The 14,965-nt window shown below is 39.2% G+C and carries 9 protein-coding genes and 1 tRNA gene; 4 read left to right on the top strand and 6 right to left on the bottom strand.

The window, feature by feature from the left end; all coding sequences use genetic code 11:
* Nucleotides 1-28 precede the first annotated feature (28 nt).
* The 3 genes from infB to rimP are packed head-to-tail and all read right to left on the bottom strand — an operon-like array spanning nt 29 to nt 4,611.
* Nucleotides 29-2,872 carry a translation initiation factor IF-2 gene (infB, locus tag A9996_RS11975; RefSeq protein ID WP_066435134.1) on the bottom strand — a complete coding sequence of 948 codons (2,844 nt, stop codon included), beginning with the start codon at nt 2,870-2,872 and terminating at the stop codon, nt 29-31.
* 29 nt (nt 2,873-2,901) lie between these two features.
* Nucleotides 2,902-4,134, bottom strand: coding sequence for a transcription termination factor NusA (gene nusA / locus A9996_RS11970; RefSeq protein ID WP_066435132.1), 1,233 nt, complete (start codon nt 4,132-4,134; stop codon nt 2,902-2,904).
* 12 nt (nt 4,135-4,146) lie between these two features.
* The gene (rimP, locus tag A9996_RS11965; RefSeq protein ID WP_394337365.1) at nt 4,147-4,611 is read right to left on the bottom strand and encodes a ribosome assembly cofactor RimP; all 465 of its coding nucleotides are present in this window, start codon (nt 4,609-4,611) and stop codon (nt 4,147-4,149) included.
* 157 nt (nt 4,612-4,768) lie between these two features.
* Between rimP and A9996_RS11960 the strand changes: the two genes are divergently transcribed.
* Nucleotides 4,769-5,593 carry a universal stress protein gene (locus tag A9996_RS11960; protein WP_066435128.1) on the top strand — a complete coding sequence of 275 codons (825 nt, stop codon included), beginning with the start codon at nt 4,769-4,771 and terminating at the stop codon, nt 5,591-5,593.
* Nucleotides 5,594-5,872: 279 nt separating this feature from the next.
* Here A9996_RS11960 and A9996_RS11955 read toward each other — a convergent pair.
* A tRNA-Gln gene (locus tag A9996_RS11955) sits at nt 5,873-5,945 on the bottom strand.
* A 226-nt stretch (nt 5,946-6,171) separates the two neighbouring features.
* Here A9996_RS11955 and A9996_RS11950 point away from each other — a divergent pair.
* Complete coding sequence (locus tag A9996_RS11950; protein WP_066435126.1) at nt 6,172-9,483, top strand: glycosyltransferase family 117 protein; 3,312 nt, start codon at nt 6,172-6,174, stop codon at nt 9,481-9,483.
* A gap of 6 nt (nt 9,484-9,489) precedes the next feature.
* Nucleotides 9,490-10,161 (top strand): polysaccharide deacetylase family protein, encoded by a 672-nt coding sequence (locus A9996_RS11945; protein ID WP_066435125.1) that lies wholly within the window; start codon nt 9,490-9,492, stop codon nt 10,159-10,161.
* A 55-nt stretch (nt 10,162-10,216) separates the two neighbouring features.
* On the opposite strand, the gene A9996_RS11940 is transcribed toward A9996_RS11945, so the two are convergent.
* Together A9996_RS11940 and A9996_RS11935 are read right to left on the bottom strand one after the other, a co-directional pair.
* Complete coding sequence (locus A9996_RS11940; protein ID WP_066435124.1) at nt 10,217-10,513, bottom strand: thioredoxin family protein; 297 nt, start codon at nt 10,511-10,513, stop codon at nt 10,217-10,219.
* A 102-nt stretch (nt 10,514-10,615) separates the two neighbouring features.
* Complete coding sequence (locus A9996_RS11935; protein WP_066435122.1) at nt 10,616-11,851, bottom strand: metallophosphoesterase; 1,236 nt, start codon at nt 11,849-11,851, stop codon at nt 10,616-10,618.
* Nucleotides 11,852-11,966: 115 nt separating this feature from the next.
* Between A9996_RS11935 and A9996_RS11930 the strand changes: the two genes are divergently transcribed.
* Nucleotides 11,967-14,891 (top strand): GH92 family glycosyl hydrolase, encoded by a 2,925-nt coding sequence (locus A9996_RS11930; protein WP_066435120.1) that lies wholly within the window; start codon nt 11,967-11,969, stop codon nt 14,889-14,891.
* The last annotated feature ends 74 nt before the right edge of the window (nt 14,892-14,965 follow it).

The following is a 14,965-nucleotide window of genomic DNA, read 5'->3' as shown; positions in this document are numbered from 1 at the left end:
TTCTTTTTTTTATATTAATATTTGAAACTTATTTCAATTTCTTCTTCACTTCAACTTCGTGGAATGCTTCAATAACATCATTCTCTTTGATGTCATTATAATTTTTAATTTGCATACCACAGTCATACCCCTTAGATACTTCTTTCGCATCGTCTTTAAATCGTTTCAAAGATGATAGTTCGCCTGTGTATACCACCACGCCTTCTCTGATCAAGCGGATGCTTGAGTTTCTGAAAATTTTTCCAGCAGTTACCATACATCCAGCAATCGTTCCGATTTTAGAAACTTTAAAGATCTCTCTAATTTCAGCAGTACCAGTAATTTCCTCTTTAAGCTCTGGGGACAACATGCCTTCCATGGCGTCTTTAAGATCATTAATGGCATCATAGATAATTGAGTACATTCTGATGTCAATTTCTTCCTTATCTGCAATTTGACGTGCATTACCCATTGGGCGTACGTTAAACCCGATAATAATAGCATCAGACGCGGTGGCCAATAGCACATCACTTTCTGTAATGGCACCCACACCTTTATGGATTATATTAACTTGGATTTCTTCAGTAGATAATTTTTGGAATGAATCTGTCAAAGCTTCCACTGATCCATCTACGTCACCTTTAAGGATGATGTTCAACTCTTGGAAATCTCCAAGGGCAATACGACGACCAATTTCATCAAGCGTTATATGACGTTGAGTTCTAACCGACTGCTCACGTTGTAATTGTGTACGTTTTGCAGCAATTTGCTTCGCTTCACGTTCATCAGCAAATACATTAAACTTATCACCTGCCTGAGGTGCACCGTCCAATCCTAAAATCGAAACTGGTGTTGAAGGGCCAGCAGTTTTAACGTTATTTCCACGTTCATCGTGCATCGCTCTTACTTTACCACTGTTCTTTCCAGCAAGGACATAATCTCCTACTTTCAAAGTTCCTGCCTGCACCAGAACGGTAGAAATATAGCCTCTACCTTTATCTAGGAATGCTTCTACAACAGTACCAACAGCATTTTTATTTGGGTTTGCCTGAAGCTCTAATAATTCTGCTTCAAGAATTACTTTTTCCAATAATTCCTTAACGCCTTCACCTGTTTTGGCAGAGATATCATGGGATTGGATTTTACCCCCCCAATCTTCGACCAATAAATTCATTTGCGCCAGACCTTCTTTTACTTTTTCAGGGTTAGCACCTTGTTTATCTATTTTGTTGATAGCAAAAATAATAGGCACTCCTGCCGCTTGGGCATGGGCTATAGCCTCTTTGGTTTGAGGCATGATGGCATCATCAGCAGCAATTACAATAATTGCTAAATCTGTTACTTGTGCACCACGGGCACGCATTGCCGTAAAGGCCTCGTGACCTGGTGTATCCAAGAATGCCATTTTTTGGCCGCCATCCAATTGCACTCCGTAGGCACCAATATGTTGTGTGATACCACCAGACTCTCCTGCAATCACATTCTCTTTACGAATATAATCCAGAAGTGAGGTTTTACCGTGATCAACGTGACCCATTACAGTCACAATTGGAGCACGTGGCACCAAATCTTCAGGATTGTCTTTAACAACTGTAATATTATCTTCAAGATCAGAAGTTACAAACTCTACATCGTAACCAAACTCATCAGCTACAACAGACAAAGTCTCAGCATCCAAACGTTGGTTCATGGTCACCATCATCCCCAAGGACATACAAGCAGAGATAATTTGCGTTACTGAAACGTCCATCATGGTTGCCACTTCACTTGCCGTAACAAATTCAGTTACTTTCAGAACCTTGCTTTCAGCTGCTTGCTGTTCAATATCTTTTTCTGATTGTTGACGGTGTTGATCTCTTTTGTCTCTTCTGTATTTGGCTCCTTTACCTTTGTTAGACTTACCTTGAAGTTTTTCAAGCGTCTCTCTAACCTGCTTTTGAACATCTGCTTCGCTTGGCTCTTCTTTTACAGTGCTCGCACGGGCGCCTGCAGGTTTCCCTTTATAGTTAGGGCTTGTACCTCTATTTGCCCCGTAAGGGGTTTTTGTTTCGCCAGGAGCAGCGGGTCCTTTACTGATACGACGTCTCTTTTTCTTGTTGGCGTCACCAGCAGCAGCAGGTTTTCTCTCCTCTTTTTTCTTTTTCGGCTTATTGAATTGCGAAAGATCTATTTTATCTCCGGCAATTTTTGGGCCGGATAGCTTTTGGTATTGTGTCTTTATTTGCTCATCACCAGGAACTGGCTCTTTTGGTGTTTCAGCAGGCTCCACTGCTTTAAGTGATGGGGGTGTTTCTATAACCTTTGGCTTTTCAACCGTTTCAGATTTTTTGGCCTCTTCTTTAGGTTGCTCAGCTTTTTTAGGTTCTTCCTTAGCTTCCACTTTTGCTTCAACGTTTGGTATCACCTTTTCTGTTGGGACGACTTTTTCAGCAACTTTAGGTTGCGTTGGCAGCTCAATTGGCTTCTCAACTTTAATTGGCTTCTCAACTTTAGGCTCCTCAGCCTGAGGTTTTTCAGCCTTTTCGGTCTTTTCAGATGTCTTAGCATCCAAATCAATTTTGCCAACTTGTTTGGTTCCACTTAGGGCACCTCTGGCTTTCACAACTTGTTTGCTGGCTTCTTCCTTCCTCAGTTTTTCCTCAATTTCACGTTCACGCTGCACACGCAATTCTTCCTTTTCTTTCAACTTTGCCTCACTAACCTCCTGAGAGGCCATTTTTTTATTGGCATCTGTTTGAAATTCATTGAAAAGAATGGTATGAACCTCCTCTGATATTTTCGTATTGGGACTCTTTTCCACGCCGATGCCCTTTGATTCAAGAAAATCAACTGCACGATCAATGGAAATATTGAGCTCTCTTAATACTTTATTTAATCTAATTGTATCAGCCATAAATTGCTTCTAATATAACTTAATATGTGTTATTCTTCAAACTCTTCCTTAAGAATTCTGATAACATCTAAAATGGTTTCTTCTTCTAGATCGGTTCTTTTAACCAAATCCTGAACATCTTGTTCTAATATACTCTTTGCAGTATCTAACCCTGCTTTGCTAAATTCTTCAATGATCCAGCCTTCAATTTCATCAGTAAACTCTGATAACTCAACATCTTCTTCAGCACCCTCTCTAAAGACATCAATTTCATATCCTGTTAACTGTCCAGCCAAACGGATGTTATGACCACCTCTACCAATGGCTTTACTAACCTCTTCTGGCTTGAGAACAACCTCAGCACGCTTAGTTTCTTCATTAAGCTTTACAGAGGTTACCCTTGCTGGACTTAATGCTCTGGTGATAAACAATTGGATGTTATTGGTGTAGTTGATGACATCAATATTTTCATTGCCCAATTCTCTTACAATGCCATGGATTCTTGAACCTTTCATTCCTACACAAGCCCCCACAGGGTCAATTCTATCATCATAGGAATCAACCGCCACTTTTGCTTTTTCTCCTGGCATTCTTACCACTTTTTTAACGGTAATCAGACCGTCAAAAACCTCCGGAATTTCCTGTTCGAACAATTTCTCCAAAAATATTGGGGCTGTTCTTGACATGATAATTGTTGGCTTATTTCCTTTTAACTCAACACTTTCAATGATACCTTTTACATTTTCACCTTTACGGAAAAAATCAGAAGGAATTTGTTTTTCCTTAGGAAGGATGATTTCGTTACCATCGTCATCTAACAAGATAATAGCTCTGTGTCGAATATGATGAACTTCGGCAGTATAAATTTCGCCTACTAAATCTTTAAATTGCTTGTAGATATTGGTATTATCGTGCTCATGAATTTTGGAGATCAAATTTTGACGCAATGCCAAAATTGAGCGTCGTCCTAAATCGATAAGTTTTACAGCCTCAGCCACATCTTCACCAACTTCAAAATCTGGCTCTATTTTGCGTGCTTCAGACAGTTCAATCTCATGGTTGGGTTCTTCAACCTCACCATCAGCAACAACAATTCTATTTCTCCAAATTTCTAAATCGCCTTTATCAGGATTTATAATGATATCAAAGTTATCATCATCACCGTATTTTTTCTTCAATGCATTTCTCAGAACATCTTCTAAAATCGCCATTAACGTTACACGATCGATTAATTTATCGTCCTTAAATTCTGAAAAAGAATCAATTAACGCAATATTTTCCATAACTGTATCGAATTAAAATTTTATAACCACTTTCGCCTCTAAAATATCATCATACATAATTTTAGCCTGCTTATTTACCACTACTTTTCCTTTGCCTACTGGCTTAGGTTCTTTTGTTTTCCACTCCAAGGTCACTCCAGTATCATCAACATCAATCAGTACGCCCTCAACTTTCAAATCAGATGTTGCCTTCACTTCCAAAGTTCTGCCAACATTTTTTCTATACTGCCTATTGTTGACCAATGGCGACGTTGCACCAGCGGAGGCAACATCCAAAGAAAAATCTGCTTCTTCCCTGTCCAAATTATGCTCAATAGCACGACTCATAAACATACAGTCTTCAACAGTCACGCCATTATCTCCATCAATAACTACACTGATTTTATTATCAGCGTTCATCTTGAAATCGATTAAAAAAAGATCTGATCTTTCTTCCAATCCGTTTTCTATTAAGGTCTTAACCGTCTTTTCACTCAGCATTTTGTCAGTATAAAAAGAGGGGACTTTCTTGTCCCCTCGTGTTTTCTTTTACCATTCAGCGGTGCAAATATACAAATTATTTATTGATTTATCCAAAGGATATAAAGTCGATTTTTATTATTAAATTTATGTTTCACTAACCCTATTCCACACCATGAAAAAAATTCTTGTGCCCACAGACTTCTCCGATCAAGCAGAAAATGCCCTGAAAGTAGCCGCACAATTGGCTAAAAAACATGGTTCGGAAATTTATTTATTGCACATGTTAGAACTTCCTCTGCAACAGGTTGATATGATGAACACTCCCAGTCCTTTGCCTGAGGCGATGTTTTTTATGAAGTTGGCCCATCAAAAATTTGAGCACCTCATGGCCAAAGATTACCTCAAAGGCCTTGAAGTACATGACATTGTTAAAAACTATCCTTCCTTTAGCAGTATTATTGATACTTGTCATGAACTAAACGTTGACTTGATTGTTATGGGATCTCACGGGGCTAGCGGTCTAAAGGAAATGTTTATTGGCTCTAATGCTGAAAAGGTGGTACGCACTTCAGACCTGCCGGTGTTGGTGATTAAAAATAATCACACCAAATTCACAATTAACCGATTCGTGTTTGCGTCAGACTTTAATAAAGACAACAAAGAAACTTACAAACAAGCCACAGCGTTTGCTAAGCTTTTTGGCGCTAAAATGTTTCTGGTTATGGTCAACACAGCCAATAATTTCATACCTACCGTAGAAGCTAACGAGCGTATACAAGACTTTATAAAAGATTCGGACTTTAAAGAATATACCACTCATATTTATAATGATGAAACTGTTGAAGCCGGAATCTTAAATTTTTCTAAAGAAATTGATGCCGATTTAATTGGGATTAGTACGCACGGCAGACAAGGCATTTCGCACTTTCTTAACGGTAGCATCAGTGAAGATTTGGTAAATCATGCCAGCCGGCCGGTCATTACCTTTAAAATTTGAAACACGTGATGCGCTGCCTAGGCGGTAGCGAATAGAGACTAGAGACTAGAGACTAGAGACTAGAGACTAGAGACTAAACAATGAATTTCAAAATAAAAAAAACCTTTTACTCAAAATTTATCTAGGGTCAGCATTCAGTTTACTTATATCATGTATAAGGTTGACGTTGGGGACAACCAAAAAAAACGCTTACCCCTTAGTGCTTCCACTCGCCTCTAGAAGTGGTTCTATACAAAACAAAATCCCAACTTATTTCTAAGTCGGGTATTTTAATTTTTGTTGGCCCACTAGGTCTCGAACCTAGACTCTTTTGCACCAAAAACAAACGTGTTACCAATTACACCATAGGCCAATATCTCAAACGAGAGTGCAAATTTAAAACAAAATTTTATTTGCGCAACTATTTTGATAGAAAAAACTCAAATTAAAACAACCTAACTTTCCTCATGCTTCTTTTTCAGCATGAAAGATCAGCAATCAAACAAAAAACAATCCAGAAACACTTAACGTTTACTTAAAAACTTTCCCCTCTTATATAATTATTCTTAAATTCGCCACTCTAATTCAACAAAAAATCTATGAATCATTTCAACTTTAAAAAATGGAATACCATTTTAGGTTGGTTCGCCTTTGCCATTGCATTTATCGTTTATGCGCTTACCATTGAACCAACCGTTAGTTTTTGGGATGCAGGAGAATATATATTGACTTCCGCAAAACTTCAGGTAGGACACCCACCAGGAGCACCACTATTTCAAATGTTAGGTGCGTTCTTCTCCATGTTCGCCCTAGAGCCTTCCCAAATTGGTGCCATGTTGAATATGATGAGCGGTGCCGCCAGCGCCTTTACAATTTTATTTATGTTTTGGACCATTACTCTGCTCCTCAAAAAACTTGTTAAAACAGATGAGGAATTTACAACCTCAAAAAAAATAGCGATTCTTGGCAGCGGTCTTGTAGGAAGTTTGGCATTTACATTTACGGATTCCTTTTGGTTCAATGCCGTTGAAACGGAAGTTTATGCCATGGCCACCTTAATTATGGCTGCTATGTTTTGGTTAGCTTTACGTTGGGAACAGGATATGGACAAGCCGCGAGGAAACCGTTGGCTAATTCTCATTGCCTTTGTTATTGGATTATCATTTGGTGTGCATTTTATGGGTCTTTTGACCATTCCTGCTATCGGGCTGATCTACTACTTTAAGAATTACAAAACCATCACGGTTACAAATTTCATAGTGGCCAACGTGGTTTCGGCAGCCATCTTATTATTTATCTTTAAATTGTTGCTTCCAAATGCGTTGAAAATTTTCAGTGCCTCTGAGATATTTTTTGTGAACAGCCTTGGGATGCCCTTCAATTCCGGCACCATCATCGCCTTTATTATTGTGGTTGCCGCCTTCTACTTTGGATTGAAATATACCCGAAAACACCATAAATATGTTGCTAATACCTTAGTGTTGTGTTTACTGTTTATTTTTATCGGATTTTCATGTTGGTTGATGCTGCCAATAAGAGCAAATGCCAAAGTGGTCATCAATGAAAATGACCCATCAAATGCACGCGAATTACTAGCATATTATAACTTGGAGCAATATCCTGAAACACATTTGTTTTACGGCCCTTTATTTACAGAACAGTATACAGGACTCGATGAAAATGAACCTTATGTTGATGATAAGCCCAATTATGAAAAGGACAAAGCAGCAGGAAAGTACATTATTGTCAACGATTATAAAAACGCCAAACAAAACTACAACGCTGAGCATGCGTCCATTTTACCTAGAATGTGGAGCCCCGAAAACGCTGAAAATTATATGATGTTTACCGGTTTGTTAGATTTTAACATCAAACCAGAATATCAGATGGAAGCCCAGATCAGGGACATGGTGGCTGATTTCAAACAAAACGTGAGGGAAGGTAATGTCGACTACAGTGATTACAATAAATTCTTAAAACAATTTGGTCAATATTTAACCATTGAAAAACCATCATTGGTTCAAAACATTGGCTACATGTTTGAATACCAATTTGGATATATGTACTGGCGCTATTTCATGTGGAATTTTGTAGGGCGCCAAAATGATATCCAAGGCAAGTATGACGATTTAAATGGCAACTGGATCAGTGGGATCAACCCTTTTGATGCATGGCACCTTAATATGTCCCAAGACAATTTACCGAGTGATGTAAAAAATAACAAAGCGCGGAATACGTATTATTTTCTGCCCCTCATTTTAGGAATCATCGGCTTTCTATTTTTAATTGGAAGGGATAAAAAATTATTTTGGACCTTGTTGGTGTTTTTCCTGATGACAGGTCTCGCCATTCAATTTTATACGAACGTGCGCCCATTTGAGCCACGGGAACGTGATTATTCAGTAGTCGGTTCTTTCTATGTGTTTGCCTTATGGATAGGTTTCGGGGTGTATGCTATTTTTGACGCCCTCAGAAAATACACAGCGTCTAAATATCTACCACATGCCATTACGTTGGTTTGTTTAATTTTAGTTCCCGGCATCTTGGCCGCTAACAATTGGGATGACCATGATCGCTCTGGCAAAAAAACGGCACATGCTATGGCCATAAAATATCTGGAATCTTGTGCACCTAATGCCATTTTATTCACCATTGGAGATAATGACACCTTCCCATTGTGGTATGCCCAAGAAATTGAAGGCATCCGCAGGGATGTGAGAGTGATCAACACCAGTCTTTTTCAGACCGACTGGTATATTGATCAAATGAAACGTAAAGCTTACACCAGTGATCCTATCCCATCACAATTGACGCATGATCAGTTCCGATACGGTACAAGAGATTATATTGTGGAAAAAGAGATCACGAAAGACACTTTGGACATTAAGGATTTCATGGATTTTGTGAGCAGTGATAATCCGCGTACAAAACTCAAATATGCCTTACAGCAAGAAGGCAGGGATATCAGTGGCTACCCATCAAATATGCTAAATGCTAACTACTATCCTACTCAAATGGTAAGAATCCCTGTGGACAAAGCTAACGTCTTAAAACATGGGATTGTAAAAGAAAAAAACGCCGATCAAATTGTCGATGATATTGTCATCAAAATTACTGGCGGCGCCCTTTACAAGAACCGGTTGCTCATGTTAGATATCATTGCCAATAATAATTGGGAACGTCCTATCTATTTTACGGGAGGAAGTTTTGGTGATGATGATTATATCTGGATGAAGGATTACCTTCAATTGGATGGTCTTTGTTATAAACTTGTGCCTATAAGAACTCCTGTTGACAAAGCCAACCCATTTGATATGGGCCGTGTAGATACAGATGCCATGTATGACCAAGTGATGGCATGGAATTGGGGCAACAGTGGGAGTCCTAACATTTATCACGATGTTGAAACCCGTAAAAATTCAATCACTTATAGAGGTAACTTAGCGCGCCTAATAGAGCAGTTGATTAATGAAGACCAACCTGAAAAAGCTGAAAAGATAGCAGATTTGGCCATGACACAAATGCCTGTAGATTTCTTTGGCTTCTACACCCTATTGGAGCCCTATATTAGTGCTTATTATGAAATTGGCAAAATCGAAAAAGGCAGAACACTTTATCAGGATGTCAGTAAAAAATACCAAGAAAGTTTGACGTATTACAGCCAGCTGTCTATAGAAAACCAGACCCGCTATTTAGATGAAATTGTTACGGATATTGAGCGCTACAGAAGCTTAGTAGACATTCTCGTTTTTTACAACGACAAGGAATTTGCAATGAAAGAGACGGAGAAGTTTAATAATTATCTACAGTTGTTCAAGCACTTTATGGGCGAAGAGCCAAGACAACGCGCCCCTAGAGAGGAACGTGATTTGACTATAGATACCATTGACACACTGTTACAAATTGACTGATTTTTCGTGAACCTCATTCCTGTAAAAACACCTCAATTGATCAAAGGCATATTCCCAAAATACGTTTGGAATATGCCTGAAGATCAAAAAATAATCTACTTGACATTTGATGATGGACCAACGCCAGAAATAACCCACTGGACTCTTGACCTCTTAGAATCTTACCATGCAAAGGCCACCTTTTTCTGTATTGGCAACAACATTGAAAAACATCCTCAGACAGTTCAGGACATTTTAAAAAGCGGCCATGCTGTTGGCAATCATAGCTTTGATCATCCTAAGGGTTGGCAAACCAACAGTGCTATTTATGTGGAACAGGTGTTAAAAACGCAGGAACTCATCAACCGCCAAATTGAAAATTTAAACCTTCAAATTCCAAATTCTATATCCAAATCACCAAAGCTATTCCGTCCACCATACGGCCAGATCAGGCCCAAACAAGGCAAGTGCTTGATAGACTTAGGGTACAAAATTATTATGTGGGATGTTTTACCTTTTGATTGGAAAGATTCCCTGTCTGAAGAAGGATGTGCACAAAATGTCATTTCTAATGCAGGACCAGGAAGTATTATAGTCTTTCATGATAGCGTAAAAGCTGCTCAACTTATGAAGTATGCCTTAACCAAAACATTGGAGCATTTTAGCAAAAAAGGGTATGTCTTTAAAAGTATCATCTAGAAACTTTGATAAAATCTCTTTGAAATAGTTTTGATTCCTACCTCTTAGGCACTCATTAGATATATTCTTGAAGGATATTGATAAGGGTATTAGCGTCCTGCTCCCCACTATGGCGCCATTTCATCTCACCACTTTTGTAGATGATAAGCGTAGGCAAACCTTTGATGCGAAGTGCTTCTGCCAAATCCTTATTTTTATCAACATCTATTTTGATTACTTTTGCCTTGTCTCCAAGTGCGGCAGCTACATCTCTTAGCACAGGATGCATTGCAGTAGATTGTTCGTTCCATTCCGTAAAAAAATCCAATAAAACTGGAATATTGACATCTATAAGTTCCCCGAATTTTGACATACATTTTAATGTTTAAATCAAATGTGTTAATACAAACCTACTTATTTTTTTTTTATTAACCTAAAGCATGCATAAATAGCTTACTGACGCTCAATCCTAAGGCTATGCCGTGATGTTTTTAGACCCTCTTTTTAGCTCAATTACTGTAATTTCTGGCCAAATCCCAACCCGACCAGGATAGCCCAAATAGCCAAAGCCTCTGTTGACATTAATATACTGGCCCATTTCTTTATAAACGCCTGCCCAGTGTTTGTAACGGTATTTTATTGGGCTCCATTTGATCCATCCCGGAATTTCAATCCCAAACTGCATGCCGTGGGTATGCCCGCTCAAGGTTAAATGGTAGTGGTAATCATCATTAATCACCACCTCTTCCCAATGGCTTGGGTCATGGCTCATCAATATTTTAAAATCGTCAGGCTCAACGCCTTCTGCAGCTTTCTTTAAATCGCCTGCTTTTTTAAAGCCCCCTTTTCCCCAATTTTCGACGCCCAACAATGCTAAACGATGCCCGTTGCGCTCAATAAATCTGTTTTCATTGAGCAAAAGGTCATAGCCCATTTCTTTTTGGAGTTGTTTTAATTCTTCCAAATTCTGTTGTTTCTCCGCGGAAGAATCCCAATCCACATAATCGCCATAATCATGATTTCCCAATACTGAAAAGACGCCATCATCTGCTTTCAATTCCGCAAACAAATCCTTCCATGGCACTAATTCTGTACTCTTATTATTGACAAGATCTCCGGTAAACATAATCACATCTGACTGTTGCTCCTTAACCATCGCAACGGCGTGCTCAATTTCTGGACGGTTAGTAAAACTTCCGCTATGGATATCGCTGATGTGGGTAATGCGATACCCATCAAAAGCCTCAGGCAAATCGTCAAAATGCAAGGTGTGTTTGATCACCCTAAAATTATACTTACCCTGATACATACCATAAAGTAAGGACACAAAAGGAATAGCCGCCACTCCCAAAGCAATCCCGCTAACAAACTTTCGTCTTGATGGTAAATGGAAGGCTTCTTGAGCTGTGAAAAATTTAGAGTAGAGGCCTGTAAAAAATCGTACCGTATCCTCGCCCAACAGGAACACAAGCAAAACAATATTGAACAACATAAAAGCCAAAATAAATCCGAAGGCATAACTCTTTGATGGCGACAGCACGCGACCTCCAGCACCCATGGCAAATTGAAGGATGAGATTGCCGGCTATAATTACCGCAATGGCAATAAATATATAGTATATCCAGATGCTTTTTGTAAGTGTCCTAATGGCCTGAAACCCATATAACGTAATCAGAATATAAAATATGGTAAACAAGAGCCATCTCAACATAAGAGCAGTTTTTATCAAAGATAAATGAATTAAACTGTTATTAAAATGTTGCCTTAATAATTAACCATCCCTTAAGATTTAGTATATTTCCACCCCAATACCAACCGGTTCACAAATGAAGTCATTTTTACTAGCTATTTCGGTGCTATTTCTATGTATAGGATGCGCTGATCATCCTGAAACAACGCCAGCTAAAAAGGACACCTCATTAGTGTCATTGGTCAATCCGTTTATTGGCACAGGGGGTCACGGGCACACGTATCCGGGAGCGACCATGCCTTTTGGGATGATGCAATTGAGTCCTGATACACGACTTGAGGGTTGGGATGGCGCTTCTGGCTATCATTATACGGATACCCATATTTACGGATTTACGCACACGCATCTTAGCGGCACTGGCATTACTGATTATGGCGATGTACTGCTCATGCCAACCAATGAAGTGGTTTTTAATAACGGGAGTAATGGCAAAAAAGGCTACCGCTCAAAATTTTCACATGACACTGAAAAAGCTGAACCTGGGTATTATAAAGTCCATTTAGAAGATACCGACATTGATGTTGAATTAACGGTGTCTGAGCGCAGTGGCATCCATAAATACCAATTTCCTACCTCTAAAAACCAAATTATTGTATTAGACCTAGTACATCGAGATCAACTAATGGCCTCAAAAATCAAGCAGATTTCCAGAACTGAAATCACGGGCTATCGCCATTCTAAAGCTTGGGCTACCAATCAAAAATTGTTTTACTATATCAAGTTCTCGCATCCACTGTCTGTAGATTTAATCGCTTCAAAACAAAAACTGACCCATAAAAAAGCGGTCTTCCAATTTGATAATCCTAAAAATGAACCTGTATATGTAAAAATTGGCATTAGCGCTGTTGATGAAGAAGGAGCCAAGAAAAATCTACAAACAGAAATTGGCGATCAAACCTTTGACCAAATAAAAGCAAACGCTCAAAATGTCTGGGAAAAGCAGCTGGAAAAAATTGTCATTGAAAGTGATAACCAAGACCGCAAGATCACGTTTTACACGGCGTTGTACCATACCATGATTGCCCCTAACCTCTATCAAGATGTGGACGGACGCTATAGAGGCATGGACCTAAAAATCCATTCGACTAAAGAGTTCAAGTATTACACCGTGTTTTCGCTTTGGGACACCTATCGTGCGGCGCATCCTTTATATAGTATTATTGAACGGAAGCGCACGAGCGATTTTATCAATACGCTGATCGCAAAATATGACGAAGGTGGCATCTTGCCCATGTGGGATTTGAGCGCAAATTATACCGGCACCATGATTGGTTACCATGCGGTTCCTGTAATTGCCGATGCCTATTTAAAGGGCATCAAAGGCTTTGATGCTGAAAAGGCTTTTAAAGCGATGAAACATTCTGCCAATCAAGACCATTTGGGACTGAAATCATATAAAGCGTTTGGGTTTATTCCTGTGGAGGAAGAAAGTGAATCAGTTTCCAAAACACTGGAATATGCCTATGATGATTGGACCCTTGCAAAAATGGCTTATGCCTTGGATAAAGATGACGACTACGAAACCTACCTAAAACGTGCCCAAAACTATAAGAACGTTTTTGATCCTGAAACGAAATTTATGAGAGGCCGATTTAAAAACACGTGGTTCTCACCGTTCGATCCGTTTGAAGTCAATTTCAATTATACAGAGGCCAATGCGTGGCAGTATAGTTTTTACGTGCCTCAGGATGTTTCTGGGTTTATAGACATCTTAGGAGGCAAAGAAGTTTTGGAAGCACAGTTGGATACCTTATTTACCGCCACTAGCAAGACTTCCGGACGTGACCAAGTAGATATTACCGGACTCATCGGTCAATATGCCCATGGCAATGAACCGAGCCACCATATGGCCTATCTTTATAATTTTGTCAATAAACCCTATAAAACCCAGGAGAAAGTCCATCAAATTTTGACAGAGCTCTATAAAAATGAGCCTGATGGAATTGCGGGAAATGAAGACTGCGGTCAAATGAGCGCGTGGTACATTTTCTCAGCAATGGGATTTTATCCGGTAACGCCAGGCTCCAACGACTATATTATCGGAACGCCCTTATTTGAGAAAGCGACCATCAATCTTGAAAACGGCAAAAACTTTACCATTAAAGCCTTTGATCTTTCTGATGAAAACAAATACATCGATTATGCTGAACTTAATGGCAGTAGATTGGACAAGACTTATATTACTTCAAACGATATTTTATCAGGTGGGATTTTAGAGTTCTATATGACTGATTCTCCTTCTGATTGGGGAACTGATGATGATGACGTGCCAACCACATCTATCGATAACTTTAAAATAGTGCCTGTTCCATTTATTGCAAAAGGTGATCTGGCCTTTAAAGTTGACACTGAAGTGACTTTAGGAAATGCCCAAAAAGAGACCGATATTTTTTACACTCTGAATGATTCCGTTTTTGTCAAATATGAAACTCCTTTTATAATTTCTGAACCTGCAACCTTAAAAGTCTATTCAGAAAAAGATGGCGAGAAAAGTGCGACTCTCGCCACTACTTTTTACAAGATTGATCCTAACAGGACCATTACCCTCAACACCAACTATACCAACCAATATAGCGCCGGTGGCACAAACGCGCTCATCGACGGCATGAAGGGCACCAAAGATTATAGAACGGGCTCATGGCAAGGCTATCAAGATCAAGATGTGGTGGCTATTGTTGATTTGGGTGAAGAGCAACCCATTCAATCTGTTAGCCTGAACTTTCTTCAGGACCAACGTTCTTGGATCTTTTATCCTACAGAAGTATTTTGTTACGTCTCAACCGATAATCAAAATTTCCAATTCATCGGAAAACAAAGCTTGAATGCTGCCAAACGATCGGATGAAACTAAAATTAGAACTATTACGTTCGATTTAAAAGACAAAAACGCAAAGTACATTAAGCTTATAGCAAAAAAAATGGGCAAACTTCCTACATGGCATTTGGGCTACCCAGAAGATGGAAGAAGCTTTATTTTTGTGGATGAGATTAGTATTGAGTGAGTGGTGGCCAGTGTTCCGAGTTCAGTTGTCAGTTGTCCGTTGTCAGTTAACAACGAGATTTTTGGACAGATGAC

The organism is Gelidibacter algens (assembly GCF_001678675.1).
Taxonomy (GTDB): domain Bacteria; phylum Bacteroidota; class Bacteroidia; order Flavobacteriales; family Flavobacteriaceae; genus Gelidibacter; species Gelidibacter algens.
This window is presented reverse-complemented; position numbering and strand designations above follow the sequence as displayed.